Origin of the sequence: Methylobacterium sp. WL18 (genome assembly GCF_008040015.1) — a bacterium.
Taxonomy (GTDB): domain Bacteria; phylum Pseudomonadota; class Alphaproteobacteria; order Rhizobiales; family Beijerinckiaceae; genus Methylobacterium; species Methylobacterium mesophilicum.
This window is the reverse complement of the sequence record NZ_VRVD01001335.1, coordinates 1-450: the sequence shown is the minus strand read 5'-3', so window position 1 is coordinate 450 and position 450 is coordinate 1. Positions and strand designations below refer to the sequence as shown.

The window sequence follows — 450 nt, the reverse complement described above, 5'->3', positions numbered from 1 at the left end:
CCAGGGCGACGCCCACGCGGCCCTGGCGGCGTTCCGCCTGACCGCGGAGCCCGCCGTGCTGGTCACGGTGGCAATGGCCTACGAGGGGCTCGACGCCCCCGAGGTCGCCGTGGTGGCGGCCCTGACGCATATCCGCTCGCGGCCCTGGCTCGAGCAGATGCTGGCCCGGGCCACCCGGGTCGATCCGCATGCCGGCCCCTACGACAACCAGCAGGCGCTGATCTTCCACCCGGACGATCCGCTCTTCGCCCGGTTCCGCCTGGAGTTGGAGACCGAGCAGGGCAGCAGCGTGCGGCCCAAGCGCGAGCGGCCGGCCACCGCGCTCGTGCCGGAGCGGACCCCGTGGCGGGACGAGGATCCCGGGGGGATCACGCCGCTGGAGAGCAACGCGATCGGGCTCCGCTACGCCCTGCTGCGCCCGCGCCTCGCCGAGCCGGCCCCGGTGGCCCC

At 75.8% G+C, this 450-nt stretch carries 1 pseudogene; it reads left to right on the top strand.

The annotated features are described in order from the left end of the window. Positions 1–450, top strand: a pseudogene (locus FV228_RS32625) (restriction endonuclease subunit R); the annotation flags it as partial.